Origin of the sequence: Streptomyces sp. NPDC058157 (genome assembly GCF_042884105.1) — a bacterium.
Lineage (GTDB): Bacteria > Actinomycetota > Actinomycetes > Streptomycetales > Streptomycetaceae > Streptomyces.
Window position 1 is genome coordinate 1 of record NZ_JBHVUQ010000103.1, and the last position, 26814, is coordinate 26814.

23 protein-coding genes and 1 pseudogene are annotated in these 26814 nt (G+C 74.5%); 12 read left to right on the forward strand and 12 right to left on the reverse strand.

What is annotated here, in order from left to right; translation table 11 throughout:
* From ACFVXK_RS23895 to ACFVXK_RS23920, 6 genes and pseudogenes are all read left to right on the forward strand, one after another.
* Positions 1-640: pseudogene (locus tag ACFVXK_RS23895) on the forward strand (ATPase); the annotation flags it as partial.
* On the forward strand, positions 640-1086 hold the full coding sequence (locus tag ACFVXK_RS23900) for a roadblock/LC7 domain-containing protein (RefSeq protein WP_389614805.1): 447 nt from the start codon (positions 640-642) through the stop codon (positions 1084-1086). The pseudogene ACFVXK_RS23895 and the gene ACFVXK_RS23900, both read left to right, overlap by 1 nt.
* Positions 1083-1484 carry a DUF742 domain-containing protein gene (locus ACFVXK_RS23905; protein WP_389614807.1) on the forward strand — a complete coding sequence of 134 codons (402 nt, stop codon included), beginning with the start codon at positions 1083-1085 and terminating at the stop codon, positions 1482-1484. The genes ACFVXK_RS23900 and ACFVXK_RS23905 overlap by 4 nt, the downstream gene beginning before the upstream one ends.
* Positions 1481-2128, forward strand: a complete 648-nt coding sequence (locus ACFVXK_RS23910) for an ATP/GTP-binding protein (protein ID WP_389614809.1) — start codon at positions 1481-1483, stop codon at positions 2126-2128. Before ACFVXK_RS23905 ends, ACFVXK_RS23910 begins: the two co-directional genes overlap by 4 nt.
* 290 nt (positions 2129-2418) lie before the next feature.
* Positions 2419-2817 carry a roadblock/LC7 domain-containing protein gene (locus ACFVXK_RS23915; RefSeq protein WP_389614811.1) on the forward strand — a complete coding sequence of 133 codons (399 nt, stop codon included), beginning with the start codon at positions 2419-2421 and terminating at the stop codon, positions 2815-2817.
* 113 nt (positions 2818-2930) lie between these two features.
* Complete coding sequence (locus ACFVXK_RS23920; protein ID WP_389614813.1) at positions 2931-3755, forward strand: DUF6397 family protein; 825 nt, start codon at positions 2931-2933, stop codon at positions 3753-3755.
* Here the strand turns inward: ACFVXK_RS23920 and ACFVXK_RS23925 are convergent.
* The 3 genes from ACFVXK_RS23925 to ACFVXK_RS23935 all read right to left on the reverse strand — a co-directional run bounded on the left by ACFVXK_RS23925 (position 3719) and on the right by ACFVXK_RS23935 (position 7767).
* Positions 3719-4120: a YchJ family protein gene (locus tag ACFVXK_RS23925; protein ID WP_389614815.1), complete on the reverse strand. Its 402-nt coding sequence runs from the start codon at positions 4118-4120 to the stop codon at positions 3719-3721. The genes ACFVXK_RS23920 and ACFVXK_RS23925 overlap by 37 nt on opposite strands.
* Before the next feature lie 55 nt (positions 4121-4175).
* On the reverse strand, positions 4176-5078 hold the full coding sequence (locus tag ACFVXK_RS23930; RefSeq protein ID WP_388950776.1) for an acyl-CoA thioesterase: 903 nt from the start codon (positions 5076-5078) through the stop codon (positions 4176-4178).
* A 106-nt stretch (positions 5079-5184) separates the two neighbouring features.
* Entirely contained in the window at positions 5185-7767 is a 2583-nt protein-coding gene (locus tag ACFVXK_RS23935) for a DEAD/DEAH box helicase (protein ID WP_389614817.1), read from the reverse strand.
* A gap of 85 nt (positions 7768-7852) precedes the next feature.
* Here ACFVXK_RS23935 and ACFVXK_RS23940 point away from each other — a divergent pair, with 85 nt between their 5' ends.
* Entirely contained in the window at positions 7853-8644 is a 792-nt protein-coding gene (locus ACFVXK_RS23940) for a metal-dependent hydrolase (protein ID WP_389614819.1), read from the forward strand.
* A 34-nt stretch (positions 8645-8678) separates the two neighbouring features.
* On the opposite strand, the gene ACFVXK_RS23945 is transcribed toward ACFVXK_RS23940, so the two are convergent.
* The 4 genes from ACFVXK_RS23945 to ACFVXK_RS23960 all read right to left on the reverse strand — a co-directional run bounded on the left by ACFVXK_RS23945 (position 8679) and on the right by ACFVXK_RS23960 (position 15838).
* Positions 8679-10460 carry an ABC transporter ATP-binding protein gene (locus tag ACFVXK_RS23945; protein ID WP_389614821.1) on the reverse strand — a complete coding sequence of 594 codons (1782 nt, stop codon included), beginning with the start codon at positions 10458-10460 and terminating at the stop codon, positions 8679-8681.
* Entirely contained in the window at positions 10457-12274 is a 1818-nt protein-coding gene (locus ACFVXK_RS23950) for an ABC transporter transmembrane domain-containing protein (protein WP_389614823.1), read from the reverse strand. The genes ACFVXK_RS23945 and ACFVXK_RS23950 overlap by 4 nt, the downstream gene beginning before the upstream one ends.
* A gap of 104 nt (positions 12275-12378) precedes the next feature.
* Positions 12379-15303 carry an FAD-binding and (Fe-S)-binding domain-containing protein gene (locus ACFVXK_RS23955; protein WP_389614825.1) on the reverse strand — a complete coding sequence of 975 codons (2925 nt, stop codon included), beginning with the start codon at positions 15301-15303 and terminating at the stop codon, positions 12379-12381.
* Positions 15304-15367: 64 nt separating this feature from the next.
* Positions 15368-15838 (reverse strand): MarR family winged helix-turn-helix transcriptional regulator, encoded by a 471-nt coding sequence (locus ACFVXK_RS23960; protein ID WP_389614827.1) that lies wholly within the window; start codon positions 15836-15838, stop codon positions 15368-15370.
* Positions 15839-15925: 87 nt separating this feature from the next.
* On the opposite strand from ACFVXK_RS23960, the gene ACFVXK_RS23965 reads away from it, so the two are divergent.
* The gene (locus ACFVXK_RS23965) at positions 15926-17764 is read left to right on the forward strand and encodes an ABC transporter ATP-binding protein (protein ID WP_389614829.1); all 1839 of its coding nucleotides are present in this window, start codon (positions 15926-15928) and stop codon (positions 17762-17764) included.
* Positions 17765-17826: 62 nt separating this feature from the next.
* Positions 17827-18744 carry an endolytic transglycosylase MltG gene (mltG, locus tag ACFVXK_RS23970; protein ID WP_389614831.1) on the forward strand — a complete coding sequence of 306 codons (918 nt, stop codon included), beginning with the start codon at positions 17827-17829 and terminating at the stop codon, positions 18742-18744.
* A 54-nt stretch (positions 18745-18798) separates the two neighbouring features.
* Here the strand turns inward: mltG and ACFVXK_RS23975 are convergent, their stop codons facing one another.
* Both ACFVXK_RS23975 and ACFVXK_RS23980 read right to left on the reverse strand, forming a co-directional pair.
* A complete protein-coding gene (locus tag ACFVXK_RS23975; RefSeq protein ID WP_389614845.1) occupies positions 18799-19878 on the reverse strand; it encodes an FAD-dependent oxidoreductase in 1080 nt (359 codons plus the stop codon).
* Positions 19879-19935: 57 nt separating this feature from the next.
* A complete protein-coding gene (locus ACFVXK_RS23980; protein ID WP_389614833.1) occupies positions 19936-20793 on the reverse strand; it encodes a helix-turn-helix domain-containing protein in 858 nt (285 codons plus the stop codon).
* A gap of 101 nt (positions 20794-20894) precedes the next feature.
* On the opposite strand from ACFVXK_RS23980, the gene ACFVXK_RS23985 reads away from it, so the two are divergent.
* On the forward strand, positions 20895-22361 hold the full coding sequence (locus ACFVXK_RS23985; RefSeq protein WP_389614835.1) for an MFS transporter: 1467 nt from the start codon (positions 20895-20897) through the stop codon (positions 22359-22361).
* A gap of 266 nt (positions 22362-22627) precedes the next feature.
* Here the strand turns inward: ACFVXK_RS23985 and ACFVXK_RS23990 are convergent, their stop codons facing one another.
* The gene (locus ACFVXK_RS23990) at positions 22628-23320 is read right to left on the reverse strand and encodes an HAD family hydrolase (RefSeq protein ID WP_389614837.1); all 693 of its coding nucleotides are present in this window, start codon (positions 23318-23320) and stop codon (positions 22628-22630) included.
* A 46-nt stretch (positions 23321-23366) separates the two neighbouring features.
* Positions 23367-23846: an Lrp/AsnC family transcriptional regulator gene (locus ACFVXK_RS23995; protein ID WP_045950111.1), complete on the reverse strand. Its 480-nt coding sequence runs from the start codon at positions 23844-23846 to the stop codon at positions 23367-23369.
* Positions 23847-23913: 67 nt separating this feature from the next.
* Between ACFVXK_RS23995 and ACFVXK_RS24000 the strand changes: the two genes are divergently transcribed.
* Positions 23914-25299: a cryptochrome/photolyase family protein gene (locus ACFVXK_RS24000; RefSeq protein ID WP_389614839.1), complete on the forward strand. Its 1386-nt coding sequence runs from the start codon at positions 23914-23916 to the stop codon at positions 25297-25299.
* Between the two features lie 22 nt (positions 25300-25321).
* Here the strand turns inward: ACFVXK_RS24000 and ACFVXK_RS24005 are convergent, their stop codons facing one another.
* Positions 25322-26023 (reverse strand): YoaK family protein, encoded by a 702-nt coding sequence (locus tag ACFVXK_RS24005; protein WP_389614841.1) that lies wholly within the window; start codon positions 26021-26023, stop codon positions 25322-25324.
* Positions 26024-26104: 81 nt separating this feature from the next.
* Here ACFVXK_RS24005 and ACFVXK_RS24010 point away from each other — a divergent pair, with 81 nt between their 5' ends.
* Entirely contained in the window at positions 26105-26698 is a 594-nt protein-coding gene (locus tag ACFVXK_RS24010; protein ID WP_389614843.1) for a histidine phosphatase family protein, read from the forward strand.
* Positions 26699-26814 lie beyond the last annotated feature (116 nt).

Sequence of the window (26814 nt, forward strand, 5' to 3'; positions counted from 1 at the left end):
CCAGGGCATCGGGTTGCACCTGAGGCCCTCGCCGTACGGGGGGACCACCGCGGTGGTGCTGCTGCCGCTCTCCCTCCTCCAGGGCGTGGTCGAGGCGGCACCGGACGCCTCGACGGCGGCTTCCGAGCCGACCGTCGCAGGGCCCCGGCCCGCCGGACCCGGACCCGCAGGGCGGGAACGCGCCCCGGCCCCCGCCCCGACCCAGGCCGCGACTCCGGCCGCGACTCCGGCCGCGACCCCGACCCCGGCCCCCGCCGCATCGCCCGGGCCCGGCGCGGCCCCGGTGGCGGCGCTCCGGCCGCGCGGGCCGGGCGGCGGGGACGGCCGTACCGCCCCGGCCTCCGCGTCGGCTCCGCCGCCTGCCGCCCCACGGGCACCGCACAAGGCGCCAACCACACCGGCCGCACCGGCCCACGCCGCACCGGTGGCCGAGCTGCCGCGCCGGGTGCGCCAGGCCAGCCTGGTCCCGCAGCTGCGCGAGATCCCCGCCGACCGGACCCCGCCCGGGACGCCGCCCCCCGAGGAGCCGCAGTTCCGCAGCCCGGAGCAGGCACGGGAGCGGATGGCGGCCTACCGGGCCGGCTGGGCGCGCGGCTCCCGGGACGCATCCCCCCAGCCAGGCAGTGAAGGAGAAGTGTGATGATCGAACACCACAGGACCGGGCCCGAAGGCGTCCGCCGCGGCGGGGAGCCGGACTGGCTGCTCGACGAGCTGGTCACCCGGGTCCGCGAGGTCAGGCACGCGGTGCTGCTGTCCAACGACGGGCTCGCGGTCGGCTCCTCCAGCGCGCTGAGCCGGGAGGACGCCGAGCACCTGGCCGCCGTGGCCTCCGGCTTCCACAGCCTGGCCAAGGGCGCGGGGCGGCACTTCCACGCCGGGGGCGTGCGCCAGACCCTGGTGGAGATGGACGAGGGGTTCCTCTTCGTCGCGGCCGCCGGGGACGGTTCCTGCCTGGCCGTCCTCAGCACCGGCGGCGCCGACATCGGCCTGATCGCGTACGAGATGGCCCGGCTGGTCAAGCGGGTCGGCGAGCACCTCTACACCCCGCCCCGGTTCGCGGCCTCCCACCCCCCGGCCGCCGGGTGAGGGCGCCGGGCCGGAACGCGGACGGCCGGTGGTACGACGGCGAGGCGGGTCCCCTGGTCCGCCCGTACGCCATGACCGGAGGGCGGACGAAGCCGGGACCGCACGGGGTCCGCTTCGACCTGATCGCTCTCGTCGCTGTCGGTCCCGGGGGAGCCGGGACGGGGGACGAGTCGCTGCTGGAACCCGAACACCGGGCCCTGCTGGGGCTCTGCCGCGCCGAGACCCAGTCGGTCGCGGAGCTCGCCGCCGAGGCGGACCTCCCGGTGGGCGTGGTGCGGGTGCTGCTGGGGGACCTGCTGGAGGCGGGGCACGTGAAGGTCAGCCGTCCGGTGCCGCCCGCCCGGTTGCCGGAACTGCGGATTCTGCGGGAAGTCATCGAGGGATTGAGGGCGCTGTGAGGGGACTGCACGACAACGGACCGGCACGGACGGGGGACGTCGCAGACGACGGGGACCTGGCCGCGCTGGCGTTGAAGATCCTGGTGGCGGGTGGTTTCGGGGTGGGCAAGACCACGCTGGTGGGCGCGGTCAGCGAGATCCGCCCGCTGCGTACGGAGGAGGTGCTGAGCGAGGCGGGCGAACTGGTCGACGACACGGGCGGGGTGGACCGCAAGACGACGACCACCGTGGCCATGGACTTCGGGCGGATCACCATCCGGGCGGGGCTGTCGCTGTACCTGTTCGGGACGCCGGGCCAGGACCGCTTCTGGTTCCTGTGGGACGAGCTCTCGCAGGGGGCGCTCGGGGCGGTGGTGCTCGCCGACACCCGGCGGCTGGAGGACTGCTTCCCGGCGGTGGACTACTTCGAGCACCGGCGGATCCCCTTCGTGGTCGCCGTCAACTGCTTCGCCGACGCCCGGCGTTACGGGGCGAACGAGGTCTCGCGGGCGCTGGACCTGGAGCAGGGCACGCCGGTGGTGCTGTGTGACGCGCGGGACCGGGATTCGGGGAAGGAAGTGCTGATCCGGCTGGTGGAGTACGCGGGACGGGTGCACACCGCGCGGCTGCTGGACTCGGTGGGCCCGCAGGCCGGTTCCGTGTGACGGGCCGGAATCGGTCTCTTGACGGTGTCGCCGCCCGCTGTGGACACGGTGGCGCCGCTGCCGGGAACGGACCGGATGGGAGCGATGTGCGGGCTTCCGTCCGTGTCCGCCCGGGGTGGCGCCCCGGCCGGGGCCGGGGGCCGGAGGGACGCCCGCCATTCCTCTTGAGTCATCTTCCGTGCCATGCGTCCATCCTCCTTGCCGGAAAGCCCCTGGTGGGGAAGGCTTGCGGCACGACCACGCGGGGAGGGCGCGGCCACGTCGGCCGGGTCAACGGGGAGGGGCTGGAAATGGCACTGGACAGGCAGCTCGACTGGTTGCTGGACGATCTGACCCGCCGGGTCCCGCAGGTCCGCCACGCGGTGGTGCTCTCGAACGACGGGCTGGTGACGGCGGCGAGCGCGGGCCTGGCGCGGGAGGACTCCGAGCACCTCGCGGCGGTCGCGGCGGGGTTGCAGAGCCTGGCGAAGGGGTCCGGGCGGCACTTCCGGGCGGGTGAGGTGCGCCAGACGATGGTCGAGTACGACGAGGGCTTCCTCTTCGTGGTGGCGGCGGGCTCGGGCAGCAGCCTGTGCGCGCTGAGCGCCGCCGAGGCGGACATCGTGCAGGTCGCGTACGAGATGACGCTGCTGGTCAACCGGGTGGGGGAACACCTGGGTGTCGCGGAGCGGCGGATCACCGGGGGTTGAGCGGCGCATGACGAGAGTTGTCCACAGGCCCGGCGCGATGTCGTAGCGCTCGGTTACGGTCTTCACGCAGAGTGATCACCATGGGTGATCGCCAGTCGTGGGGGAGGACCGTGATGAAGGTGGAAGCGAGGCAGAACGCGCCCCTGGCGGCGGACCCGCGGGGGGACGCGGGGTCGCAGCCGCTGCTCGGCGGGGCCCGCGCCGCGGAGGAACTGGGCCTGGGGCGGGGAGAGTTCGCCCGGGCCGTCCAGCTCGGGCTGGTACGCCCCGGCCGGCGGGCCGCCGGCGGCGCCACCCGTTTCGCCCGGGCCGAGCTGGAGCGGGTCAAGGCGCGGCGGGGGCATCCGGAGGCGCTCCGGGCGCAGGTGGAGACGGTGGCCGGCGCGGACCACGGAGCCCGGGTGCTGGGGACCGGGCCGACCCGGTTCACCCGGCTCGCCCGCTGCGGGCACCTCAGCCCCGTGGGCTACCGGGTCAACCGCTACCGGGCGCTCGTCTGGCTCTACCTGACGGCGGAGCTGCGGGAGTTCGCCGCCCGGGAGCCGGGGCTGCTGAGCGGGGCCGCGCCGCCGCGGGACCGGGAGCTGATGGCCGCCGGAGCGGACCTGCGCCCGCGCAGGTGGCGGGAGCGGCATGTGGGACTGCTGCTGAGACGGACCGCCGACCCCTGGGAGCGGGCCGCCGTACTGGCCTCCGTGCTCCCGGACGAGGAGGTGCTGGCCGCCGTTCCCGACCCGGCGGAGCGGATCGTGCTCGCCGCGCTGGCGCCGCCCCCGCCCTACGGCCACCCGCAGGTCCCGGCGGCCGCGGCGGTGGCCGGGCCCCTGCTGCTGGCGGAGCAGCCCGAGGAGGCCGGCCGGTACCGGTCCAGCCTGGAGTTCGCCCTGAGCGGGGCGCGGGGTCAGTCGAACTCGACGGGGGAGAGGGGGCCGACGTAGACCCAGGCGCCGCCCTCGCGGGAGAAGGTGCTGTGCTCGTGCAGCGATCCCCTGTGCCCTCCCTCGCGGTAGTGGGCGCGGAACTCCACCGAGCCCTCGGTCTCGAAGATCCCGCCGCGCGCCGTCGCGAGGATCTCCAGCCGCTCCCAGCGCTGGTCGGGATCCAGGTCGAGCCGGCCGGGGCGGGTCGAGGGGTGCCAGGACCGCAGCAGGTAGGCGGTGTCGCCGACCGCGAAGGCGCTGAAGCGCGAGCGCATCAGCAGTTCGGCGGTCGGCGCCTGCTGGGCTCCGGAGTGGAAGCGGCCGCAGCAGGCCGGGTAGGCGGCGGGCAGGCCACAGGGGCAGGGCAGGACCGGGCTGGTCATGGATGCGCTCAGTTCTTCGGGACGGGAGGGGAGAGGAGGGCCGGCTGGTGCCCGGCTACTGGGGGGAGACGGCCGGCCGCGCCTTGTCCGCCGGATACGGGCGGAAGAGGCCCTCCTGGACCACGGAGACCAGCAGCCTGCCCTCCAGGTCGTAGATCCGGCCGCGGGCCAGGCCCCGGCCGCCGTGGGCGATGGGTGACTCCTGGTCGTACAGGAACCACTCGTCCGCCCGGAACGGCCGGTGGAACCACATGGCGTGGTCCAGGGAGGCCATGTCGAAACCGCGCATGCCCCACAGCGGCTCCACGGGGATGCGCACGGCGTCGAGGAGGGTCATGTCACTGGCGTAGGTGAGGGCGCAGGTGTGCACGAGCGGGTCGTCGCCCAGGGGGCCGACCGCCCGCATCCACACCGCGCTGCGCGGGTCGGCGTCCTTGAGGTCCTCGGGGGTCCAGCGGAGCCGGTCCACGTACCGGATGTCGAAAGGCTGGCGGCGGGCCATCCGCTCCAGGGCCTCGGGCAGTGCGCCCAGGTGCTCGCGGATCTCGTCCGCGACCTTCGGGAGGGCGTCCGGGTGGGGGAAGTCGAGGCGGGGAGGCAGCTGGTGCTCGATGCTGCCCTCCTCCGGGTGATGGAAGGAGGCGGTCAGGTTGAAGATGGTCTTGCCCTGCTGGACGGCGGTGACCCGGCGCGTGGTGAAGGAGCGCCCGTCACGCACCCGTTCCACCTGGTACACGATGGGAACCCCGGGGATCCCCGGGCGCAGGAAGTACGCGTGGAGGGAGTGCACCGGGCGGTCGCTCTCGGTGGTCCGGCCGGCGGCGACCAGCGCCTGGCCGGCGACCTGCCCGCCGAACACGCGCTGGAGGGACTCCTGGGGGCTGGCGCCCCGGAAGATGTTGACCTCGATCTGCTCCAGGTCGAGCAGGTCGACCAGTCTCTCGGCGGGGTTCGTCATCACGGGCTCTCCACTGTCGTGTCCGGCGGTGCCGGCGGGCCGGGAGGGGCCGCCCGGCCGGGTCGCGTGCGGGTCGGGGGTTCCCCCGGACGGGGTCCGGGAGAGGTCAGAGCGCGCCGAGCTCGCCGACCGAGGTGACCCGGATGACGGCCCGGCCCTCCTCGTCGGACGCGGCGAGGTCGACCTCGGCGCTGATGCCCCAGCCATGGTCGCCGTTCGGGTCGGCGAAGGTCTGGCGGACGCGCCACAGGCCGTGCGCCGGGTCCTCCTCGATCTGCAGCAGCTTGGGGCCGCGCGCGTCGGGGCCGGTGCCCAGGTCGTCGTACTCGTCCCAGTACCCGTCCATGGCCTCGCCCCAGGCGTCGGCGTCCCAGCCGGATTCGGCGTCCAGCTCGCCCAGCTGGTCGACGTGGTCCAGGGCGGCCAGCTCCACGCGGCGGAACATCGCGTTGCGGACCAGGACGCGGAAGGCGCGCGCGTTGGCCGTGACCGGCTTGACCTGGTCGGCCTTCTCCTGGGCCTGCTCCGCCGTCTCCACCTCCGGGTTCGCCAGCTGCTCCCATTCGTCGAGCAGGCTGGAGTCCACCTGCCGGACCAGCTCGCCCAGCCAGGCGATCAGGTCCTCCAGGTCTTCGGACTTCAGGTCGTCGGGGATGGTGTGGTCGAGCGCCTTGTACGCGCTCGCCAGGTAGCGCAGCACGATGCCCTCGGTACGGGCCAGCTCGTAGAAGGAGGTGAACTCGGTGAAGGTCATCGCCCGCTCGTACATGTCGCGGATGATCGACTTCGGGGAGACGGGGTGGTCGCGGACCCAGGGGTGGCTCTTGCTGTACACGTCGTAGGCGTGGACGAGCAGCTCCTCCAGCGGCTTGGGGTAGGTGACCTCCTGGAGGCGCTCCATCCGCTCCTCGTACTCGATCCCGTCCGCCTTCATCGCGCCGACCGCGATGCCGCGCTCCTTGTTCTGCTGGGCCGCGAGGATCTGGCGCGGGTCGTCCAGCGTGGACTCCACGACGGAGACCATGTCCAGCGCGTAGGAGGGGGACTCGGGGTCCAGCAGGTCGAAGGAGGCCAGCGCGAAGGTGGACAGCGGCTGGTTCAGCGCGAAGTCCTGCTGGAGGTCGACCGTGAGGCGGATGGTGCGGCCCTCGGCGTCCGGGGTGTCCAGCTTCTCCACGACACCGCCGTCCAGCAGCGACCGGTAGATCGCGATGGCCCGGCGGATGTGCCGCAGCTGGGCCTTGCGCGGCTCGTGGTTGTCCTCCAGGAGGCTGCGCATCGCCTGGAAGGCGTCGCCCGGACGCGCGATCACCGACAGCAGCATGATGTTGGTGACCTTGAAGCGGGAGGTCAGCGGTTCCGGATCGGCGGCGATCAGCTTCTCGAAGGTGGTGTCCGACCAGGCGACGAAGCCCTCGGGAGCCTTCTTGCGCACCACCTTGCGGCGCTTCTTCGGGTCGTCCCCGGCCTTCGCGAGGGCCTTCTCGTTCTCGATGACGTGCTCCGGCGCCTGCGCGACCACGAACCCGGCCGTGTCGAAGCCCGCGCGGCCCGCGCGGCCGGCGATCTGGTGGAACTCGCGGGCCCGCAGCGTGCGCACGCGGTTGCCGTCGTACTTGGTGAGCGCCGTGAACAGCACCGTGCGGATCGGGACGTTGACGCCCACGCCGAGGGTGTCGGTACCGCAGATCACCTTCAGGAGGCCGGCCTGCGCCAGCTTCTCCACCAGGCGCCGGTACTTGGGCAGCATGCCCGCGTGGTGCACGCCGATCCCGTGGCGGACGTAGCGGGAGAGGTTCTGGCCGAACTTCGTGGTGAAACGGAAGTTGCCGATCAGCTCCGCGATCTTGTCCTTCTCCTCGCGGGTGCACATGTTGATGCTCATCAGCGACTGCGCCCGCTCGACCGCCTGGGCCTGCGTGAAGTGCACGATGTAGACGGGCGACTGCCGCGTCTCCAGCAGCTCGGTGATGGTGTCGGTGATCGGCGTGGTCACGTACTCGTACGACAGCGGCACGGGCCGGGTCGCGGAGCGGACCACCGAGGTCGGCCGGCCGGTGCGCCGGGTCAGGTCCTCCTCGAACCGCTTCACGTCGCCGAGCGTCGCCGACATCAGGACGAACTGCGCCTGCGGCAGCTCCAGCAGCGGGATCTGCCAGGCCCAGCCGCGGTCGGCCTCCGCGTAGAAGTGGAACTCGTCCATCACGACCTGGCCGATGTCGGCGTACTTGCCGTCGCGCAGGGCGATGGAGGCCAGCACCTCGGCGGTGCAGCAGATCACCGGGGCGTCCGCGTTCACGGAGGCGTCGCCGGTCAGCATGCCGACGTTCTCGGTGCCGAAGATCTTGCACAGGTCGAAGAACTTCTCCGACACCAGCGCCTTGATCGGGGCGGTGTAGAAGGTGACCTTGTCCTGGGCCAGCGCGGTGAAGTGCGCACCCGCCGCCACGAGGCTCTTGCCGGAGCCCGTCGGGGTCGAAAGGATCACGTTCGCGCCCGAGACGACCTCGATCAGCGCCTCCTCCTGCGCCGGGTACAGGGTGATGCCCTGGCCCTCCGCCCACGAGGAGAAGGCCTCGAAGAGGGCATCGGGGTCGGCGGTCGGCGGGAGCTGATCAATGAGGGTCACGCCCCCATCTTGCCTGGCTTCCCACCGGAAGAGGGAACCGGCGGACGGAAAGAAGATCATCACCGGTACCCTGGGCCGTCGAGGCGGCCCGGCCGAAGACGTCGACGGGGCCGCGCCACCAACAGGACCGGGGCGGGGAACGAGCATGATGGGTCCGGCGCACTCGCTGTCCGGAGCGGCGGCCTGGCTGGGGGTGGGCGCCGCGACCGCGGCCGCCGGACACCCGATGCCCTGGCCCGTACTGGCCGTCGGAGCACTGATCTGTGCCGGCGCGGCCCTCGCCCCCGACCTCGACCACAAGTCGGCGACCATCTCCCGGGCCTTCGGGCCGCTGTCCCGGGGCCTGTGCGAGGTGGTCGACAAGATCTCCTACGCCGTCTACAAGGCGACCCGCTCGCCGCGCGACGCCCGCCGCAGCGGGGGCCACCGCACCCTGACCCACACCTGGCTGTGGGCGGTCCTCATAGGCGCCGGCTCCTCCGCCGTGGCCGTGAGCTTCGACCGCTGGGGCGTGCTGGTGCTCCTCTTCGTCCACCTGGTGCTGGCCGTCGAGGGCCTGCTGTGGCGGGCGGCGCGGATGTCCAGCGACGTCCTGGTCTGGCTGCTCGGCGCGACCAGCGCCTGGATCCTGGCCGGGGTCCTCGACCAGCCGGGGCAGGGGTCCGACTGGCTGTTCTCCGGCCCCGGGCAGGAATACCTGTGGCTCGGCCTGCCGATCCTGCTCGGCGCCCTCGTCCACGACATCGGCGACGCGCTGACCGTCTCCGGCTGCCCGATCCTGTGGCCCCTGCCGGTCAAGGGCAAGCGCTGGTACCCGATCGGCCCGCCGAAGGCGATGCGCTTCCGCGCGGGCAGCTGGGTGGAGCTGAAGGTCCTCATGCCGGTGTTCATGCTCCTGGGCGGCATCGGCGGCGCCTCGGCCCTGGGCTTCATCTAGCCCGGCCCCGACCCCGGCGCCGCCGGGCGACCCGTCAGCCGTGCCAGGAGCGCCACAGGGCCGCGTACGCCCCGTCGGCCGCCACCAGTTCGTCGTGCGAGCCGAGTTCGCTGATCCGGCCGCCCTCGACCACCGCGATCACGTCCGCGTCGTGCGCGGTGTGCAACCGGTGGGCGATCGCGATGACCGTCCGGCCGTCCAGCACCCGCGCCAGCGACCGCTCCAGGTGCCGGGCCGCCCGCGGGTCGAGCAGTGAGGTCGCCTCGTCCAGCACCAGGGTGTGCGGGTCCGCCAGCACCAGCCGGGCCAGCGCGATCTGCTGCGCCTGCGCCGGGGTCAGCGCGGTGCCGCCCGAGCCCACCTCCGTGTCCAGCCCCGACTCCAGGGCCCGCGCCCAGCCGTCGGCGTCCACCGCGCCCAGCGCCGCCCACAGCTGTGCGTCCTGCGCGCCCGTCCGGGCCAGCCTCAGGTTGTCCCGCAGGGAGCCCGTGAACACATGGTGCTCCTGGTTCACCAGTGCCACGTGCTCACGCACCCGCTCCGCCGGCATCCGCGACAGCCGCGCCCCGCCGAGCGTGACCTCCCCGGTCCGCGGCGCGTAGATCCCGGCCAGCAGCCGGCCCAGGGTGGACTTGCCCGCGCCAGAAGGGCCGACCAGCGCCATCCGGGTGCCCGGCGGCACGGACATCGACACCCGGTGCAGGACGTCCACGCCCTCCCGGTAGCCGAACCGCACCTCGTCCGCCCGGACGTCCCGGCCCTGCGGGGCCACCGACCGGTCACCGGCGTCCGGCTCGATCTCGCGCACGCCCACCAGCCGCGCCAGCGAGACCTGGGCGATCTGGAGCTCGTCGTACCAGCGCAGGATCAGCCCGATCGGGTCGACCATCATCTGCGCCAGCAGCGCGCCCGTGGTCAGCTGGCCCACCGACATCCAGCCGCGCAGCACGCAGTACCCGCCGATCAGCAGCACCGCGCCGAGGATCGTCACATAGGTGACGTTGACGACCGGGAACAGCACCGTCCGCAGGAACAGCGTGTACCGCTCCCAGGCCGTCCACTCCCTGATCCGCCGCTCCGACAGGGCGATGCGGCGCCCGCCCAGCCGGTGCGCCTCCACCGTGCGCGCCGCGTCCACCGTCTCCGTCAGCACCGCCGCGACCGCCGCGTACCCGGCCGCCTCCGAGCGGTACGCCGAGGGCGCCCGCCGGAAGTACCAGCGGCAGCCGGCGACCAGGACCGGCAGCGCCACCAGCGCGGCCAGCGCCAGCTGCGGCGCGGTCACCGCGAGCGCCCCGTACAGCAGCCCCGCCCAGACCACGCCGATGGCCAGCTGCGGTACCGCCTCGCGCATCGCGTTCGCCAGCCGGTCGACGTCGGTGGTGATCCGCGACAGCAGGTCGCCGGTACCGGCCCGCTCCAGCACCCCCGGCGGCAGCCCCACCGACCGCACCAGGAAGTCCTCGCGCAGGTCGGCCAGCATCTCCTCGCCGAGCATCGCCCCGCGCAGCCGGACCAGCCGGACGAAACACGTCTGCACGGCCAGCGCCAGCGCGAACAGCAGCGCCACGCGCCCCAGGTGCAGCTCCCGCTCCCCCGCGGAGAGCCCGTCCACCACCCGCCCCAGCAGGTACGGGCCGGTCATGGAGGCGACCACCGCGACCGCGTTGACCGCCACCAGCGCGGTGAAGGCCCGCCGGTGGCGCCGCAGCAGTTCGCGCACATAGCCCCGCACGGTCGCCGACGTGCCCACGGGCAGGGTCGCGGCCGTCTCGAGGGCCGCCGGATCGTACTCCGGCGGCGCCACGCCGATCATGCGGACTCCTCGATCTCTGTGAGTTCCTCGTCCGAGCGGGTCTCCCCGTCGGTCTCCCGGGTGACGACCGCCCGGTAGCGGGGTTCGGCGCGCAGCAGCTCGCGGTGGGTGCCCGCCGCCACGGCCCGGCCCCCGTCCACCAGCACCACCCGGTCGGCGCGGTCCAGCAGCAGCGGCGAGGACGCCAGCACCACCGTGGTGCGCCCGGCGCGCAAGGCGGCCACCCCGTCGGCGATCCGCGCCTCGGTGTGCGCGTCCACCGCCGAGGTCGGCTCGTCCAGCACCAGCACCTCCGGGTCGGTGACCAGCGACCGGGCCAGCGCGAGCCGCTGGCGCTGCCCGCCGGACAGCGACCGGCCGCGCTCGGTGATCCGGGCATCCATCGCGTCGTCCACCCCGGCGGGAGCCGCCTGGAGCAGCGCGTCCAGGACGTCCCCGCACTGCGCCGCCGCCAGCGCCTCCGACGCCGGGACGGCGCCCGAGGCCGGTACGTCGAACAGCTCGCGCAGGGGCCCGGACAGCAGCACCGGCTCCTTGTCCTGGACGAGGACCAGCCCGCGCGCCGCGTCGAGCGCGAGGCCGTCCAGCGCGACCCCGCCCAGCAGCACCGACGGCGGCGCGAAGCCCGGACCGTCCTCCGGCCGGACCGCGTGCCCGCCCAGCCGTTCCGCGAGCCGGCCCGCCACGTCCGGATCCCCGCACACCACCGCCGTCAACCGCCCGGCCGGGGCCAGCAGTCCCGTCGCCGGGTCGTACAGGTCCCCGCCCGGAGCCGGCGCCCCCACCGGCTCCGCGGAGGCGGCGCCCGCAGGCCCGTCCGTACGCGTCAGGGACAGCACCCGGGCCGCCCGCTCGGCGGAGGGCCGGGAGAAGGAGTACGCCATCGCGATCTCCTCGAAGTGCCTCAGCGGGTACAGCATCGTGGCCACCGCGCTGAAGGCGGCGACGAGTTCACCCACCGCCAGCCGGTCGTCCAGGACCAGCACGGAGCCGTACCAGACCACCGCGACCATCAGCGCGCCCGGCAGCAGCACCTGGACCGCGGCGATCAGCGCCCACATCCGGGCGCTGCGCACCGCGGCCCGGCGGACCTCCTGCGAGGCATCGCGGTAGCGGTCGAGGAAGAGTTCCTCGCCGCCGATGCCGCGCAGCACCCGCAGGCCCGCCACGGTGTCGGAGGCCAGCTCCGTGGCCTTGCCCGCCTTCTCGCGCTGGACGTCGGCGCGCCGTGTGGCCCGCGGCAGCAGCGGCAGCACGGACAGGGCGAGCACCGGGACACCGGCCGCGACGACCACCCCGATCGAGGGCGCGTAGAACAGAAGTCCGACGCAGATGGCGACGACGGCGAAGGCCGCGGCGAGGAAGCGGGAGACCGCCTCGACGAACCAGCCGATCTTCTCCACGTCGCCGGTGGACACCGCCACCACCTCACCCGCCGCGACCCGCCGGGTCAGGGCCGAGCCCAGCTCGGCCGTCTTGCGGGCGAGCAGCTGCTGCACCCGGGCCGCGGCGGTGATCCAGTTGGTGACGGCCGTGCGGTGGAGCATGGCGTCGCCGGTCGCGATGGCGGCGCCGACCAGCAGGAGCACCCCGCCGACCAGCAGCAGCCGCCCGCCGTCGTGGTCGACGGCCGCCCCGACGCCCAGGCCGACCGCGTACGGCAGCCCGGCGACGCCGCAGAAGTGCAGCAGCCCCCAGGCCAGGCTCCGGGCCTGCCCGCCGAGTTGGCCCCGCCCCAGCCACCACAGGAAACGCGGACCGGAGCGGGCGTCGGGTACTCCGGGATCCGGATACGGCAGGTCGCTGATCTGCATGACGCCCCACAACGGCTCGGTGAGTGCAAACCACGCAAGGTTCGCCTTCCGGTCGCCGCCCCGGCAATCGATTTTCCGGGCGGGGGACCCCCGCGCGGAGCGTTTCAGGGCCGCGTGGCGCGCTCCAGCTCCAGCAGCACCGAGGCGTAGGGGTGCCCGGTGGCCCGTTCCATGCCGACCTCGCACATCCGGTTCGCCGACAGATAGGCGTCGAACGGACGCGCCGTCACCTCCGCGGCCTCCCGCTGCGTCGCCGAGGCCGTCAGCTCCGGGTGCAGCATCCCCCGGTCGCCCGCGAAGGCGCAGCAGCCCGCGTCGTCCGGGACCACCACCTCGTCCGCGCAGGCCGCGGCGACCGCACGCAGCTGCTCCTCGTCCCCCAGGTGCCGCATCGAGCAGGTGGGGTGGAGGACCGCCGATCCGGCCGTGCGCCGGACCTCCAGGTGCGCCAGCAGCTCCTCGGCGGCCCAGACCACGGAGTCCACGATCCGCAGCTCCGCGTGCAGGGCCCGGTTGTCCTCGGTGAGGTACGGGACCACCTCCCGGGCCAGGCCGAGGGTGCAGGACGAGGCGTCCACCACCAGCGGGAGCCGGCCCCCGGCCGTCCAGCCCCAGGCGGCCTCCGTGATCCGGTTCGCCATCAGCCGGGTGCCGGCCTCGTACCCCTTGGAGTGCCAGATCGTCGCGCAGCAGGTGCCGTGGACGTCGCCGGGGATCCACACCGGCCGCCCCGCCCGCTCCGCCAGGGCCACCACCGCCTCGGGCAGCGAGGGCCCGGGACGGTCCGCGGGACCGCCGAAGATCCGGTTGACGCAGGCCGGGTAGTACACGGCGGCCGCGCCCACCCGCCGGGTCGGGGGCAGCCGCCGGGCCGCGGCGCCGGGGAGCCGCGGCAGCCACTGCGGCACCAGGTCGGGACGCACGATCCGGCGCGCGGCCCGGGTGAGGGCGGCCGGGGCCCGGTCGCCGGCGCGGCCGGCGACGGCCACCGCGAGCCGGGCGGCGGCCTCGACGGTCCGGAACCGCTCGGCGGCCAGGGCGGCGGCGCGCTCCTCGCGCGGGCCGTGCCGCCGGTGGCGGAACTCCCGCATCAGGGCGCCGGTGTCGATGCCGACGGGGCAGGCGAGCTTGCAGGAGGAGTCGGCGGCGCAGGTGTCGACGGCGTCGTGGCCGTAGGCGTCGAGCAGTTCCGCGAGGACCGGGGAGCCGGCCGGCTGGCGCACCATCTCGCGGCGCAGCGCGATCCGCTGGCGCGGCCCCGTCGTCAGGTCCGCGCTGGGGCAGACCGGTTCGCAGAACCCGCACTCGATGCACGGATCGGCCTCCGCCTCCACCCGCGGGATGGTCTTCAGCCCGCGCAGGTGCCCCCGCGGGTCGCGGTCGAGGAGGATCCGCGGGGCGAGGATGCCGTCCGGGTCGACCAGCCGCTTGGTGCGCCACATGAGGTCGGTGGCCCGGGGGCCCCACTCCAGCTCCAGGAAGGGGGCCATGTTGCGGCCGGTGGAGTGCTCGGCCTTCAGCGAGCCGTCGAACCGCTCCACCGTGAGTCGGCAGAAGTCCTCCATGAAGGCCGCGTACCGGTCGAGGTCCCCGGGCCTGGAGGCGTCGAAGGCCAGCAGGAAGTGCAGGTTGCCGTGGGCCGCGTGCCCGGCGACGGCCGCGTCGAAGCCGTGCTCCGCCTGGAGGGCCAGGAGCGCCTCGCAGGCCTCGGCCAGCCGTGACGGGGGGACGGCGAAGTCCTCGGTGATCAGGGTGGTCCCGGGCGGCCGGGCTCCGCCGACGGCGGTGACGAAGGCCTTGCGGGCCTTCCAGTACCCGGCGATGACGGCCGGGTCGGCGGTGAAGGCGTTGGTGACGGAGGCGACCGGCGCGACCAGCTCCAGCCGGGGCAGGACGGCGGCGGCCCGGCGCTCGCAGGCGGCGCGCCCGGCGGCGTCGGGGGCGCGGAACTCGACCAGCAGGGCGGCCGTTTCCCCGGGCAGCTCCGCCCAGTCGGCGGGCACTCCCTCGACGCTCACCGAGGCGCGCAGGGTGTTGCCGTCCATCAGCTCGACGGCCAGGGCGCCGGCCTCGTTGAACAGCGGGACGGCGGCCGCCGCGGCCGGGAGGGAGGGGAAGAAGAGCAGGGCGCTGGTGAGTTCGCGGTCGAGGGGGAGGGTGTCGAAGACGACCTCGGCGATGAAGCCGAGCGTGCCCTCGGAGCCGACCGCCAGCCCGCGCAGGATCTCCACGGGCGTGGTGCCGTCGAGGTAGGCGTCGAGCCGGTAGCCGGTGGTGTTCTTGATCTCGTACTTGGCCCGGATCCGCGCCACGAGGGCCGGGTCCGCCTCGATCTCCCCCTTGAGCTCCATCAGCCCCCGGCAGAGGGCCGGTTCGGCCCGCGCCAGCTCCTCGTCGGCGAGCGGGTCGGCGGTGTCCACGACGGTGCCGGTCGGCAGGACGAGGGTGAGGGAGGACAGGGTGCGGTAGGCGTTTCTCGTCGTGCCGGCGGTCATCCCGGAGGAGTTGTTGGCGACGACCCCGCCGAGGGTGCAGGCGACGGCGCTGGCCGGGTCGGGGCCCAGGACCCGGCCGTGGCGGGCCAGGGCGGCATTGGCCCGGAAGACGGTGGTGCCGGGCCGGATCCGGGCGCGGCGGCCCGCGTCGAGGACCTCGACGCCCCGCCAGTGGCGCCGGACGTCGACCAGGATGTCCTCGCCCTGCGCCTGGCCGTTGAGCGAGGTCCCGGCGGCGCGGAAGACCACCTCGCGCTGCCTGCCGTGGGCGTAGGAGAGGACGGCGGAGATGTCGTCGACGTCCTCGGCGACCACCACGACCTGAGGGACGAAGCGGTACGGGGAGGCGTCGGTGGCGTAGCGGACGAGGTCGGAGACCTTCCACAGCACCTTCTCGGCGCCGAGCAGCGCGGTCAGCTCCTCGCGCAGGGCCCGCGGGGTGCCGGCGGCGGTCCGGTCGGGGACGCGGTCGGGGGCGGGGGCGCCGGGTCGGGCCGGGCGCAGCGCACCCGGCTTCGGTTCGAGCAGCGGCATGTGCGACCCCTTGTCGGTGTGGGCGCCCGGCCCGCCGCCGCGGCGCCCGCCAGGGGGAACCGTTTCAGCAGCGGCGCTCCGCCGGGACGTCCGCGAGCGCGTTGAGGAGGCCGCCGAGCACCTCGCGCTGTTCGGCGGTCAACGGAGCCAGGATCTCCTCTGCCGCGTCGGTCCGCGCGTTGCGCAGACGGCGCAGCGTGGCGCGGCCGGTTTCGGTCAGCTCGATCCGGATCACGCGCCGGTTCGCGGGGTCGGGCGCGCGGCGCACGCAGTCGGCCGCCTCCAGGCCGTCGACCAGGGTCGTCACGGCACGGGGCACCACCTCAAGGCGCGTGGCCAGGTCGGCCATTCGGGGCGGCGTGCCGTCCGCGTAGTGCGCCACGATCCGCAGCAGCCGGCCCTGGGCGGGGGTGATCCCAAGCGGCTCCATGTGCCGCTTCTGGATCCGGTGGAGCCGGCGCGTGAGGCGCAGCAGCTGCTCGGCGAGGACGCCGTCGGTCGAATCGCGGGTGTCGGTCTCGGAACCGGTGCTCATACTGGGAAACAGTAGCAGGACGGAATTCATTGTGAGCATAGGTAACAATGAGCTAGACTCAGTGGAGTCCCCGGCGAAAGGAGGCTCATGCACAGCGACGAGCCGAAGTGGACCCCGTCGAACGAAGCCCTCGATCCCAGCCGCCCGGCCCCCGCCGACCGGCCGCGCGAGCTGCGCCGCATCCTCGGCCTGTTCCGGCCCTACCGCGGCCGCCTCGCGGTGGTCGGCGCCCTGGTCGGCGCGTCCTCCCTGGTCGGCGTCGCCTCGCCGTTCCTGCTCAAGGAGATCCTGGACGTCGCGATCCCGCAGGGCCGGACCGGGCTGCTCAGCCTGCTGGCGCTCGGAATGATCCTGACCGCGGTCGTGACCAGCGTGTTCGGCGTGCTCCAGACCCTCATCTCCACGACCGTCGGCCAGCGCGTCATGCACGACCTGCGCACCGCCGTCTACGCCCAGCTCCAGCGGATGCCGCTCGCCTTCTTCACCCGCACCCGCACCGGCGAGGTGCAGTCCCGCATAGCCAACGACATCGGCGGCATGCAGGCCACGGTCACCTCGACCGCGACCTCCCTGGTGTCCAACCTGACCGCCGTCATCGCCTCCGTCGTCGCGATGCTCGCGCTCGACTGGCGGCTCACCCTCGTCTCCCTGCTCCTGCTGCCCCTCTTCGTGTGGATCAGCCGCCGCGTCGGCCGTGAGCGCAAGAAGATCACCACCAAGCGGCAGAAGCAGATGGCCGCCATGGCCGCCACGGTCACCGAGTCGCTCTCCGTCAGCGGCATCCTGCTCGGCCGCACCATGGGCCGCTCCGAGTCCCTCACCGCCGCCTTCGCCGAGGAGTCGGAGAAGCTGGTCGGCCTAGAGGTCCGCTCCAGCATGGCCGGGCGCTGGCGGATGTCGACCATCGGCATCGTGATGGCGGCCATGCCCGCGCTCATCTACTGGGCCGCCGGTATCGCCCTCCAGACCGGCGCCCCCTCGCTCTCCGTCGGTACCCTCGTCGCCTTCGTCACCCTCCAGCAGGGCCTGTTCCGGCCCGCCGTGAGCCTGCTGTCGACCGGCGTGCAGATCCAGACCTCGCTCGCCCTCTTCGCCCGCATCTTCGAGTACCTCGACCTGCCGGTGGACATCACCGAGCGCGAGGAGCCGGTCCGGCTGGGCCGCGCCAAGGGCGAGATCCGCCTGGAGGACGTGCACTTCGCCTACGAGGCCAAGACCGGCCCCACCCTCACCGGCATCGACATCACGGTCCCGGCGGGCGGCTCCCTGGCCGTGGTCGGCCCGACCGGTTCCGGCAAGAGCACCCTCAGCTACCTGGTGCCCCGGCTCTACGACGTCACCGGCGGACGGGTCGCCCTCGACGGGGTGGACGTGCGCGACCTGGACTTCGACTCGCTGGCCCGCTCCATAGGCGTGGTCTCCCAGGAGACCTACCTCTTCCACGCCTCGGTCGCCGACAACCTGCGCTTCGCCAAACCGGACGCCACCGACGAGGAGATCACCGAGGCGGCCCGGGCGGCCCAGATCCACGACCACATCGCCTCCCTCCCCGACGGCTACGAGACCCTGGTCGGCGAGCGCGGCTACCGCTTCTCCGGAGGGGAGAAGCAGCGTCTGGCCATCGCCCGCACCATCCTGCGCGACCCGCCGGTGCTCATCCTGGACGAGGCAACCAGCGCCCTGGACACCCGCACCGAACACGCCGTGCAGCGGGCCATCGACAACCTGTCCCGGGGCCGCACCACCATCACCATCGCCCACCGGCTCTCCACCATCCGGGACGCCGACCAGATCGTGGTCCTGGACGGCGGCCGCATAGCCGAGCGCGGAACGCACGAGGAACTGCTGGGGGCCGGCGGCCGCTACGCCGCACTGGTCCGCCGGGACCGGGACGCCGCGCACGCACCCGCTCCGGTGAACGTGTGATCATATGGCCAATATCCGCTGCGATGCCGGGAATCAGACGCTGTGAAAGGTAGCGTTCCGATATGCCCCATGCGTATCAGTCGCCGCAGCGCCGCTTCCGGCTCACCCGCCGGGGCCGCCTGGTGCTCCTGTTCACCACGCTGCTCGGGCTCGGAGCGGCGGTCCTCGTCCCCCTGCTGTCCCGTACGGAAGTCCCCGAGAAGCCGCGCCGGCTGCTGATCCCGGAAGGCTGGCGCGCTCCCCAGGTCTACGCGGCCATCGACAAGGAGCTCCACCTCCCCGCCGGGACCGCCGCGGCGTCGGTCGCCACGGCCCGCCTGCCCCTGCCCGCCGAGGCGAAGGGCAACCCGGAGGGCTACCTGTTCCCGGCCACGTACCCGGTGACCTCGAAGTCCACCCCGGGCGCCCTGCTCGCGACCATGGTGCGCACGGCGAACGAGCAGCTGGCCACCAAGGCGGTCGCCGAAGGCGGCCGGGCCCACGGCATGACCCCGTACCAGACGGCCACCCTCGCCAGCATCATCGAAGCGGAGGCCGACAACCCCGCGGACATGGGCAAGGTCGCCCGGGTCGTCCACAACCGGCTCGCGCGGTCGATGCCGCTCCAGATGGACTCCACCCTCAACTACGCGCTGAACCGCACCACCGTGGACGTCAAGGTCAAGGACACCCGCATCGACCACCCCTTCAACACCTACGAGCGCCAGGGCCTGCCGCCCACGCCCATCGACAGCCCCGGCCTCCAGGCCATGGCGGCGGCGGTCGCCCCGACGCCCGGGGACTGGCTGTTCTTCGTCACCGTGAAGCCCGGCGACACCCGCTTCTCGGCCACCTACGAGGAACACCGCAAGCACGTGGCGGAGTTCAACCGCCTCCGCGCGGCGGCCGCCGCCCCCACCGCTCCGGCGCCCGGGAAGCCGCCCCGCGCCCAGGCCGGCCCCCCGCACAAGGCCACCGCCCCGGCCGCCCCCGTGAAATAGCAGGCGGCCTCCGGCACCGCCGACCGCCTGCTCCCCGTCGAGGGCCCGGGCCGGTCACACCAGGGCTGACACCGCCGGCCCGCGGGCCAGCAGGCGGCGGATCTCCCGGACCGCGGCCCGGCCCGCCCGGTTGGCGCCGACGGTCGAGGCCGAGGGGCCGTAGCCGACCAGGTGGACGCGCTCGTCGCGCACCGCCCTCGTCCCGTCGAGCCGGATCCCGCCGCCCCGTTCGCGCAGCCCCAGCGGGGCCAGGTGGTCCACGGCGGGCCGGAAGCCGGTGGCCCACAGGATGACGTCCGCCTCCACCCGCCGCTCGTCCGCCCAGGCGGCCCCGGACGCGATGATCCGGTCGAAGACCGGCAGCCGGTCCAGCACCCCGGACTCCAGCCCGGCCCGCACGGCCCCGTTCAGCGGCAGCCCGGTCACGCCGACCACGCTCTGCGGGGGCAGCCCCCGGCGCACCCGCTCCTCCACCAGCGCCACCGCCGCCCGGCCCTCGGCCTCCCCGAAGCCGCCGTCGCGGAACACGGGGGGCCTGCGGGTGACCCAGGTGGTCTCCGCCGCCACCTCGGCGACCTCCAGCAGGTGCTGCACCGCCGAGGTGCCCCCGCCGACCACGATCACCCGGGCCCCGGCGAACTCCTGCGGCCCGGGGTAGTTCGCGGTGTGCAGCTGCCGCCCCCGGAACAGCTCCTGGCCCGGGTAGCGGGGCCAGAACGGCCGGTCCCAGGTCCCGGTGGCGTTGACCAGCGCCCGCGCCGACCAGCTCCCGGACGCCGACTCCACCAGCAGCCGCCCGCCGTCGCCCCCGCGCACGGCCGTCACGTGCACGGGGCGCCGCACGCGCAGCCCGAACCGCTCCTCGTACGCCGCGAAGTACTCCCCGATCACCTCGGACGAGGGTCGCAGCGGATCGGCGCCGGTGAGCTCCATGCCGGGCAGCGCGTGCATCCCGTGCACCTTGCCGTAGGTGAGCGACGGCCAGCGGAACTGCCAGGCGCCGCCCGGCCGCGGGGAGTGGTCGAGCACCACGTGCCCGATGCCGGCCCGGGCCAGGTGGTAGGCGGTGGACAACCCCGCCTGACCGGCCCCCACGACCACCACGTCCACGTCCACCGCGTCGTCCCGCACCATTTCGTTCACGGTTCTACCAACTCGCGCGGGGTGCGGGATCTTCCCCCGGGGCGGACCTCAGGCCGCGACCGGCGCGGACAGGGCGTGGAGTTCCCTCAGGCGCAGCCGGGTCTCCTCGTCCAGCGGGACGAAGGTCGTCAGCCGGGGACCGGCCGCCGGGCCCAGCCAGAGGCTGGTGTGCTCCAGCCGGAGCAGGCCCACATGGGCGTTGCGGATGTACTTCTTGTTGCTGCCCAGGCCGACCACCTCGTGGCGCGCCCAGATCTCCCGGAACTCCGGCGAGGCCGCGTCCAGCCGGGCGAGCAGGGCCTTCCAGGCCGGTTCGGCCAGGTGGCCGGCCATCGAGGCGCGGAACTTCGCCGCCAGGAGCCGGTTCACGTCCGGCATGTCGGCCAGCGACGCCCGCCACTGGGGGTCGGTGAAGGCGAGCCACAGGCAGTTGCGGTCCTCGCGCGGCAGCCGGTCCAGGTCGCACAGGAGCCGCGCGTAGGTGGCGTTGTAGGCGAGGATGTCGTAGCGGCTGTTCTGCACGCACGCCGGGATCGGGTCGAGCTGGTCGAGCATGGCCCGCAGCGCCGGGGTCACGCTCGCGCACCGGGTGTCCGGTGCGGGGTCGGTGCTTCCCGCCAGGGCGAACAGGTGCGCCCGCTCGGTGGAGTCCAGCAGCAGGGCGCGCGCCAGGGCGTCCAGCACCTGCGGGGACACCTGGATCTCGCGGGCCTGCTCCAGCCAGGTGTACCAGGTGACGCCGACGGCGGAGAGCTGGGCGACCTCCTCGCGGCGCAGCCCGGGCGTGCGCCTGCGGCGGCCGCGGACCAGCCCCACCTGCTCGGGGGTGATCCGCTCGCGGCGGCTGCGCAGGAAGTCGGCCAGCTCGTGCCGGCGCAGGTCGCTCTGGGGGGCCACAGTGGTCATGGGTCCAGCGTGCCGTATCACGCAGCCGCTTTCCAGGTACTCCGAGTACCAGGATAAGGAGACTCTGGTACCAGGCTGAGCGGTGGAGGATCGTCTCTTCCGTGACCGAAACGACCGTACGAACGCCGCACCGTCCGTCCCCGACGCCCTCCGCTCCCGCACCCGTCCCCGTCCCCGCCCACGAGACCGGGGGGATCTCGCCGCTGGGGCTGTTCACCGTACTGCTGGGCGCGGCCCTGCCGCTGATCGACTTCTTCATCGTCAACGTGGCGCTGCCCGCCATCGACTCCGACCTCGCCGCCGGGCCGGCCATGCTGGAGCTGGTCGTCGGCGGCTACGGCGTCGCCTACTCGGTGCTGCTGGTGCTGGGCGGCCGCCTCGGCGACACGGCCGGCCGGCGCCGGCTGTTCCTCGTCGGCATGGCCGCCTTCGGCGTCACCTCCCTCGCCTGCGGCCTCGCCCCCACCGCCTGGACGCTGGTCGGCGCCCGGGTGGCCCCGGGCGCCGCGGCCGCGCTGATGCTGCCGCAGGTGCTCGCCACCATCCAGGCCACCACCCAGGGCCCGCGCCGGGCCCGGGCGATGAGCCTGTACGGGGCGACCGCCGGACTGTCGATGGTCGCCGGGCAGATCCTCGGCGGGATCCTGGTCGCCGCGGACGTGGCCGGCTCCGGATGGCGTTCGGTGTTCCTGGTCAACGTGCCGGTGGTGCTGGCCGGGCTGGTCCTCGCCATGCGGGCCGTACCCGAGACCCGGTCCGACCGCCCCGCCTCGGTGGACGTCCCCGGAACGCTGCTGCTGGGCCTGACGCTCGTGTCCGTGCTGCTCCCGCTGACGGAGGGCCGCGCCGCCGGATGGCCGCTGTGGACCTGGGTCTCGCTGGGCGTCTCCCCGCTGGCCGCCGCCGCCTTCTACCTGACCGAGCGCCGCGCCGACCGGCTCGGGCGGACCCCGCTGGTGCCGCCGAGCCTGCTGCGCCTGGTGTCGCTGCGGCGCGGGCTGGTGATGCTGCTGCCGTTCTCGATCGGCTTCAGCGGGTTCATGTTCGCCTTCGCCGTCGCGCTCCAGCAGGGACTGCGCCTGGGGCCGGTGTCGGCCGGGCTCGCCCTGGTGCCGCTGGCCCTCGGCTTCTTCGCGGCCTCGCTCGCCGGACCCCGGCTGGTCGGGCGGTTCGGCAGCCGCGTCGTCACCGCCGGGGGGCTGGTCCAGGCCGCCGGGATCGGCCTGCTGCTGGTGACCGTCTGGCGCGGCTGGCCCGGCCTGGGGCTCGCCGCCCTCGCCCCGGGGATGGCCGTCGCCGGTGTCGGCCAGGGCCTCCAGCTGCCGGTGCTGATGCGGCTGATGCTCTCGGACGTGCCGGCCGACCGGGCCGGCGTGGGCAGCGGGGTCATGGTCACCACGCAGCAGTCCTCGCTCGCCCTGGGCGTGGCGACCGTCGGCAGCCTCTTCCTGGCGCTGACCGCCTCGTTCGGCATGCGGGACGCCCTCGCCACGACCCTTCTGGTCCAGCTCGGGCTGATCGCCCTGACGGTGCTCCTCAGCGTCCGCCTGCCCCGCGTCATGGGCTGACCACCGCCCCCGGGCGGGCCTCCTCCGCCCGCGCATCGCCGCCCCCGCCGACCGGCTGCCCTCGTCTGCCGGTGGCTGGTGGCTGGTGGCCGGTGGACGGGCGCGGTCCCTCGCCCCCGCCGGACCACTGTCCCGGCCTGCCGGACCGCCGTCCGTTCCCGCCGTTCCGCCGCCACCCCCGCCGGGCCGCGGTCCGCCCCCGCCGTTCCGCCGCCCCGGCCCGCCGGACCGCCGCCCCCGCCCGCCGGGCGTCGGTGGCCGGCCGGTCACTCGCCCCCGGGCCAACCGCCCCCGAGCGAGCCCAGCCACTCCTCGGCCGCGGCCGCGCTGAACTCCGCCTGGCCGCCCGCGAAGAGCAGGCCCGCCCCGGCGAAGGCGGGCTCACCGGCGGCCGGTGCCACGTACGGGACCGCCAGGCAGTGCATCCCGGCGGCGCGGGCCGCCAGGGCCCCCGGCGCCGCGTCCTCGACCACCACGCAGGAGGCCGGGGCGGCGCCCAGCCGGCGCGCGGCCTCCAGGAACACGTCCGGCGCGGGCTTGCCCCGTTCGACCTCCTCGGCGGAGACCACCGTGGTCAGCCACGCCGCCAGCCCCGTCCCCTCCAGCACGGCGTCGATGGCCTCCAGGGAGGACCCGGACGCCACCGCCATCGGGACGCCCCGCGCGTGCAGCCGCTCCACGAACCCCCGCATCTCCGGGAAGGCCTCCGTACGGGTGCGGGCCAGCTCCAGGTAGGCGGCGTTCTGCTCCGCCAGCAGCTGCTCCACCGGCGCCCGCAGCCCGTACCGCTCCTTGAGCAGCTCCAGCGTCTCCAGGGTCCCGATGCCGATGAACCGGGAGTGCTCCTCCCAGGTGAAGCCGGGGACGCCGTGGCGCTCCAGGGTGCGGCGCCCGGACTCGTAGTAGTTCGGCTCGCTGTCCACGAGGGTGCCGTCGAGATCGAATATGACGGAGATCATCCGTTGTGCCCGTCCTGCCGGTCCTATGGGTGTGCGATCCATCCTGTCAGGGTTTGCGCGCCGCCCGTCCCACCGCTTCGACCAGCGGCAGCAACCGGTGGGCGACCCGTTCCCGCAGCGCCACCTCGGTCCGGGTGCGGACCACCCCCGGCAGCCGGATCAGCCGCTGGATCACGTCCTCCAGGTGGGCGTTGTCCCGGGCGGCCACCCGCGTCAGCAGGTCCCCGCCGCCGGTGATCGAGAAGGCCTCGATGATCTCCGGCACGGCGGCCAGGGCGTCGCCCACGTCGTCCAGGTGCCCCTGCGTCACCTCGATGTGCACGAAGGCCAGCACCGGGTGCCCGAGGGCCGCGGGGGACAGCACCGGACCGCTGCCGGTGATCACACCCGTGCGCTCCAGCCGGTCCAGCCGGGCCTGGAGGGTCCCGCGCGCCACGCCGAGGATTCGGGCGTACTCGCGGACACTGGTACGCGGCTGCTCGATCAGCAGACGCAGGATCCGGGTGTCGAGCTCGTCCACCGCCATGCCAGGACTGTACCAATGGTCCCTTCAGCCCGGATCGCCCGGAATTCGGACGGGGGAGACCAGCACCGTGAACACCGCCGTGGTCCTGTACACCAGCGACCTGCGCCTGCACGACCACCCGCCGCTGCGCGCCGCCCTGGCCGCCCGCGACCGGGTGGTCCCGCTGTTCGTCCGCGACCGCGGCCTCGACCGCTCCGGCTTCGCCGTGCCCAACCGGCTGGCCTTCCTCGCCGACTGCCTCGCCGGCCTCGACGCCGGACTGCGCGACCGGGGCGGCCGCCTCGTCCTGCGCTCCGGGAACGTGGTGGACGAGGTCTGCGCCCTCGTCCGGGAGGCCGGCGCCGACCAGGTGCACCTCGCCGCGGGCGCCAGCGGCTACGCCCAGGACCGCGAACGGCGGCTGCGCGAGGCCCTCCGGTCCCAGGGGTGCGCCCTGCACGCGCACGACGCGGTGATCACGGCGGTGGCCCCCGGCGCGGTGCTCCCGAAGGGCAAGGGCGCCGACCACTTCGCCGTCTTCACCCCGTACCTGCGCCGCTGGAGCGAACTGCCGCCGCGCCCGGTGGCCGCCGCGCCGCGCGCCGTCCGCGTACCCGGGGGCATCGGGTCCGAGGACCTCCCGCGCCGCTCCTCCGTCACCGGGACCTCCCCGGGCCTGGCGCGCGGCGGCGAGGGCGAGGCCCGCCGGATGCTGACCCGCTGGCTGCGCTCGGGCGTCTCCCGGTACGAGGACACCCACGACGACCTCGCCGCCGACGCCACCTCCCGGCTCTCCCCGCACCTGTACTTCGGCACCCTCTCGCCCGTCGAGGCCGCCGCGCGCGCCCGCGCCGCCGGGGGACCCGGCGCCGAGGCCTTCGTCCGGCAGTTGTGCTGGCGCGACTTCCACCACCAGGTCCTCGCCGCCCGCCCCCGGGCCGCCGCACAGGACTACCGCCCCCGCCACGACCGCTGGCGCACCGGCCGCCACGCCGAGGAGGAGGTCCAGGCCTGGAGGGACGGCCGCACCGGCTACCCGGTGGTCGACGCGGCCATGCGCCAGCTGCGCCACGAGGGCTGGATGCACAACCGGGGCCGGCTGCTGGCCGCGAGCTTCCTCACCAAGACCCTCTACGCGGACTGGCGCACCGGAGCCCGCCACTTCCTCGACCTCCTCGTGGACGGGGACGTGGCCAACAACCAGCTCAACTGGCAGTGGGTGGCCGGAACCGGCACCGACACCCGCCCCAACCGGGTCCTCAACCCCGTCCGCCAGGGCCTGCGCCACGACCCCGAGGGCCGTTACGTCCACCGCTGGGTACCCGAACTCGCGGACCTGCCCGCGCCCCGCGTCCACGAGCCCTGGAAGCTGCCCGCCGCCGAACGGGCCCGCCTCGACTACCCCGAGCCGCTGGTGGACCTCGGCGAGGCCCAGGCCCGCTTCCGTGGGGCCCGGCGGAGCGACGCCCCCTGACGCGGCGGCACCCGCCGCCGCGTCAGGCGCAGTGCAGGGCCGGCTGCCTCAGGTACACCAGGGCCACCGCCAGCACCACCGCGGCCGCCGGCAGCAGCAGCCCGTTCACCGGGCAGCCGGCCCGCACCAGCAGCCCCCCGGTCAGCCCGCCCGTGAACATCGCGGCCACCGCCCACGCCCGCCGCCCCCACGCCCCCGTCCCGTAGCCGAAGGCGGTGTCGTGCCCCAGGGCCGATCCGCCGAGCAGGGCCGTCATGGACCGGGTGACCAGGGTCGTCGGCACCCCGGGCAGGTTGACCCGCATGCTCGTGACGTTGCGGAAGCCCATCGCCACCGCCAGGGCGGACGCGGTCAGCAGGTGCCGGGCGGCCGGGGCTCCGTAACGGGGCGCCAGGCCCCAGCCGATCGCCGCGGCGACGGTGATCAGCGCCGCCTCGACGAACAGTCCGAGCGCGAACCAGTGCCGCCCCCGGGCGTCCGCCGCCCCCTCCAGCCGGGCCGCGCACACCGCCCCCACGGCGAACGACAGCAGCGACACCCCGGCCGCCAGCGCCGGGAGGCTCCCCTGGTGGGCCAGCCCGAACGACAGGAAGAGCACGTTGCCGGTCTGCATCGCGGTGAACACCGGCCCCAGCGCCAGCAGGCTGACCGCCTCGATCAGCCCGGTCACCCAGGTCAGCACCAGCAGCAGGAAGGTCAGCCGCCGGCACACACTCACGTCCATGACGCCCGACAGTGACACGTCCGCCCCGCTCCACCGCCCCGACATGCCGGGCGCGAGCGCCTCCCCATAGGGTCCGGGGGTATGAGTGAACTGCTACTGGTGAGGCACGGAGAGACCGCGTGGAGCGCCAACGGGCGGCACACCGGACTCACCGACGTGCCGCTGACCGCCCGCGGGGCCGACGAAGCCCTGTCGCTGGCCCCCTGGTTCCGAGACCGCCACCCCGCCCTGGTCCTGACCAGCCCCCTGAGCCGGGCCGTCGCCACGGCCGAACTGGCCGGACTGACCGACGGGGTGCCCGAACCCGACCTCCACGAGTGGGACTACGGCGGCTACGAGGGCATCACCACCGCCGAGATCCGGCGCACCCGCCCCGACTGGTCGCTGTGGACCGACGGCGTCCCGCCGGGCGACGCAGAGCACCCCGGTGAGAGCGCCGCCCAGGTCGGCGCCCGCGCGGACCGGGTCCTGGCCCGGGCCGCGGAGGTGCTGCGCGCGGACAAGGGGGACGTCGTCCTCGTCGCCCACGGCCACTTCCTGCGCGTCCTGACCGCCCGCTACCTCGGCCTGCCCCCCGAGGCGGGCCGACTCTTCCTGCTGCGCACCGGCACCGTCAGCGAACTCTCCACGGAACACGGCCTCCCGGTGATCGCGGGCTGGAACACCCGCCCCTGACCCGGGCCCGCGGCGCGCGGCCCCCCCCCCCCCCCCCCGCCCCCCCCCGCCCCCCCCCCCCCCCCCCCGGACCCTTGGGAAAATGTCCACGGGGGCCCGGGCCCCCCCGCGGGCAC